The sequence below is a fragment of the Bacillus sp. FG16 genome, from assembly GCF_057809515.1.
On sequence record NZ_JBMDKC010000186.1, the window covers coordinates 1 to 4094 of the forward strand.

Here is a 4094-nt window from a genome sequence, read left to right on the forward strand (position 1 = left end):
TTTTTTATTCTTGGAAAGAATGTGAGACGCATGTGAAAGGGTATTCAGGTGCCCAGTACCGCTCTTTTCCTTCTAAAAAAGAAGCACAACAATATTTGTCATCCACTCTCATTCAAAATAAAAAGCATCAGGTATCTCCTCCTTCTCAAAACATAAAAGAACAGCCAACAAAGTTACATTCTTCAGGTGTTTCACAAGAATCCATCGTAGAAGTTTATATTGATGGGAGTTATAACATGAAGCGGAAAATTGCAGGATATGGCTTAGTGATGATTGTTCAAAACCAAGTGTACTTAAAGGATTTCAGTGCCTATCCCTACTCAGATGTAACAGCTACTCATAATGTAGGTGCTGAGCTTATGGGTGCAAGACGTGCGGTAGAATTGGCTTTAGCGAATGGCTGGAAACACATGATATTGTACTATGACTATACAGGTATTGAAAATTTCGCAACAAAAGCTTGGAGAGCTAAAAACCCTCAAACAAAAGAGTATCAAGATTTTATGCAAAAATATATGCGGAATATTAAAATACAATTTGTAAAAGTTAAGGCTCATAGCGGTAATGAGTACAATGATTTAGCTGATCGTCTTGCGAAATATGCAACGAATTTATAAAAATAGTTGGGTATGAATCCTATAATTAAAATATGACTGATACTATAAGTCATTCTGTTTATTGTTTATAGTTTTGTTATTTGTCTGCTATTGACAAAATGAGAGGTAGATTTTATAATTCGAAAGCGTGTTCGTGATTCTTCGCTGGCACAAGCAAGATTGTTGTGAAGGATCGGGTGGTAGAACCAGCAACTTTCGTAGCACATGGAATAGCTGTGTTTGTGAAGAATAACACGTCTAATTTACTAGTGTACAATTATTTAGTATATTTACGAATAAATTACATATAATATTATTAACATCTAGAGAAAGTCACATAAAAAAGGCATCTTCCTGAGGAAGATGTCCTTTTTGCTGTTCCTAAATATATGCCCATATAAGATAGGATGTGATAAAATAGATATGAAAAGATCAAGAAATGAATTTGATGAAGGAGACGTATAAAAAATTATATAAAGGAGGAAAAAGAAGATGAAAAATGTCTTTTACACGGGGCCAAATGAATTAGAACGTGTTGCAGAAGTATTAAGGGTATTAGCACACCCTGTCCGTCTCCAAATGGTACATCAATTAATAAAGAAAACGTCATTAAATGTTTCTGAATTACAACGGTATCTCGCCATGCCACAATCCACTGTTTCGCAACATCTTGGCAAGTTAAAATCACATAAAGTCGTAGCATATGAGCGAAAAGGATTAGAAGTATTTTATCGAGTGGACGATGAAAAAGTGAAACAAACGCTGAAGATACTGATAGGCTAAACAGATAGATTCATTTATATGCCTAGTCATGTACGGATGAAAATAATGACCGAGGAGGGGATTTTTCTATGAGTGGGAATTCACATTACAATTATATAACAATAAAAGAACTTATCTTTATCCATGCCTATGTAACAGGAGAAGAAATCCCATCTTCACAAGCATTACAAATACTCAAACAGTTTGCTTCTGAAATACCAGGTACTATCAGACAAACTCGACGGTATCGTATACGGGAAAATGGAGAAGAATTGTTCGGATACTATAGACAGAAGCATCCCAAATTATTTGATAAACAAAAATTATACACGTATGAAGAGTTGAAACACCGAGCGGTGTACTATTGTTCTTCTCATTTGACGGTTCATCTCTAATCCGTATATTTTGTTTTATTAGTTTTAGAATACGAGAAAATCGTTCGTTTTTTGCGGAAAGTGAGAAAAACGGACGCTCAGATGCCTTTCTAATGAAAGAAAAAGACAAAATAAATATGTTTACATGTAAAAAGACGAAATCCCTGCACAAGAATTGATAAGGGGGTTAAAAAGAGTATAGGTTAAATCTGCGATAGAAAAGGGAAAGGCATAAAAAGATAGGTGCATGTTTAAGCTACAAAAAAAAATAATTTCACGTACCGTGATGTTTATTAAAAATAAATACCCCCAAAAAACTCAATAAGGGTTGCTTCTTTTCTTTCTTCTCCGATACAATAGATATAGATAATTCTTTGCCCATTCCCCCGAAAAAGGAGAATAGCAAAAAAGTCAAATAGAATACGAAACAGAAAGGTGACTCACTCTATGAATCAACCTTTAGTAAATTTGCGAGTCGATTTTGCTTTCAAGCAATTATTTGGCTCAAGAGGAAATGAACAGATTTTAATGCAATTTTTGAACGTGATTTTAGCGTCTTCGCTCTCTTCACCAATTCAAACGCTGAAAATAGAAGACCCACATTTACACCGTGAATATGAAAAGGACAAATTGTCTATTCTAGATGTATTAGCCACTTTAAACGATAATACCCAAATTTCTATTGAAATACAGCTCAATAACCAACATGATTTTTTAAAACGCAGTTTGTATTATTGGAGTCGCTTATATGCTTCTCAAATGCAAAAAGGTGGCTCTTACGATGCACTCAGAAAAACCATCACCATTAATATTTTAAACTTTCCTGTTTTCTCAGAATACGAAACATTTCATACAACAGGAAAACTGTGGGATATTGAGTTACAAAAGTTACTCGTAGACGATTTAGAGTTACACGTAATTGAAATTCCAAAATTAATGGCACAATGGAAAGAAGAACAAGTAAATCCGTGGGAAGACTCTTTTGTGAGATGGTTGCTGTTACTATCCGCAAATGAAGATACACAATTAACGCATACACTGGAGGAAATCGCCATGAACCGAGATCCGATTTTAAAAGATGCGATGCAAAAGTGGGAAAAGATGAGTCAAGACCCTGCATTCCGTATGTCATATGAGGCGAGACAAAAGGCTCTTATCGATGAAGCTTCTAAATATAAGTATGCAGAGAAAAAAGGGCGAGAAGAAGGAATTCAAGAAGGAAAAATCCAACTAATCCAGGGCATGCATAAAAATGGCATGAATATCGAAGATATTGCGAAGTTTACGAATATGGATATGTCAGAAATACGCCATATTTTAGACAACTAAAGTGTACGGTACACTTTAGTTGTTCCACTGAAGCTTCTAAACCTAAAGAACTAATAGGATGTTTTTGCCCATCCCCCGAAAAAGGGGAATAAGACAGAAAGTACCAGTTAGTAAATCATTAGCGTAACAAAAAGGTAGAAGATTTATATTGTGACAAAATATTTTTGAGACAGAATTTAGTTACATCTAAATTCAATACGATCTAGGCTAGAATGTAGAAAGAAAAAATGTAACAAAAACGGACGTTTATGTTACAACATCGATTAGTAGGGTTAATCCTTTAGTTGAACTAAGACTAATTTGGAATATTTTGTATTAATACCCCTTTTCGGGGGATGGGCAAAGAAACCCTAATTCAGTTGTTCATAGATTATTTCTCTAGGAATGTACTTTAAATGGTTATTTAAATCATATAGACCAGATTTCACAACAATTTGAGGGAAAGCTAAATTGAATTTTTTACGTAATGTCTCACTTGTATAATGCAATTCACCTCTCTTTGCATCATATACCTCCGCAGTTTTAATATCTTCTTTCACTAAAACCTCTTTTACATGCTTTAATAATTCGCTCTGACTACATAAAACTTCTTGTTTTAATCTTATTGGCTTTTCATTTGTATACATTATACGTCACCGCCAAATGATTGATAAGATTCATGTCATAGTAAGTTGTTGTTACATTAATTATAATCTAAATTCAAATAATTGTTGAAAAATTTAATGCAGTGTTAAAGTTTGTCATTTTTTGTTTTATAATAAAAAAAGTATTTTATTTTGATTTTTTAAAATATTAAAATAATTACAGATGTAAAACAAATTAGGAGGTTTAAGCATGGGGAAAAAATATGTATTTAGGATGCTAGCTCTACTTTCTGTACTAACTCTTTTCTTTAACTTGATGATACCAAAGGTGAATGCAGAAGTGATGACACATGAAAAGTATACAATGGATTGGAGCTACAGTAATCAACTAGGAAAACCGATTAAAACGGAACTAATAAAGGCAGCCAATGATCAAATCGCTTATTGTT

General features: G+C 33.5%; 6 protein-coding genes. 5 read left to right on the forward strand and 1 reads right to left on the reverse strand.

The window, feature by feature from the left end; translation table 11 throughout:
• The 4 genes from ACODS7_RS31095 to ACODS7_RS31110 form a co-directional block, all read left to right on the forward strand.
• Positions 1-617, forward strand: a 617-nt coding sequence (locus ACODS7_RS31095; RefSeq protein ID WP_488828434.1) for a ribonuclease H family protein, incomplete at its 5' end; no start/stop codon positions are given.
• Between the two features lie 471 nt (positions 618-1088).
• A complete protein-coding gene (locus ACODS7_RS31100; RefSeq protein WP_078187856.1) occupies positions 1089-1379 on the forward strand; it encodes an ArsR/SmtB family transcription factor in 291 nt (96 codons plus the stop codon).
• 68 nt (positions 1380-1447) lie between these two features.
• Entirely contained in the window at positions 1448-1753 is a 306-nt protein-coding gene (locus ACODS7_RS31105; RefSeq protein ID WP_098652014.1) for a hypothetical protein, read from the forward strand.
• A 426-nt stretch (positions 1754-2179) separates the two neighbouring features.
• Positions 2180-3061, forward strand: coding sequence for an Rpn family recombination-promoting nuclease/putative transposase (locus ACODS7_RS31110; RefSeq protein ID WP_277547543.1), 882 nt, complete (start codon positions 2180-2182; stop codon positions 3059-3061).
• A 350-nt stretch (positions 3062-3411) separates the two neighbouring features.
• On the opposite strand, the gene ACODS7_RS31115 is transcribed toward ACODS7_RS31110, so the two are convergent.
• Positions 3412-3687: a hypothetical protein gene (locus ACODS7_RS31115; protein WP_488828435.1), complete on the reverse strand. Its 276-nt coding sequence runs from the start codon at positions 3685-3687 to the stop codon at positions 3412-3414.
• A gap of 208 nt (positions 3688-3895) precedes the next feature.
• On the opposite strand from ACODS7_RS31115, the gene ACODS7_RS31120 reads away from it, so the two are divergent.
• A partial coding sequence (locus tag ACODS7_RS31120; protein WP_488828436.1) for a hypothetical protein occupies positions 3896-4094 on the forward strand: 199 nt, incomplete at its 3' end.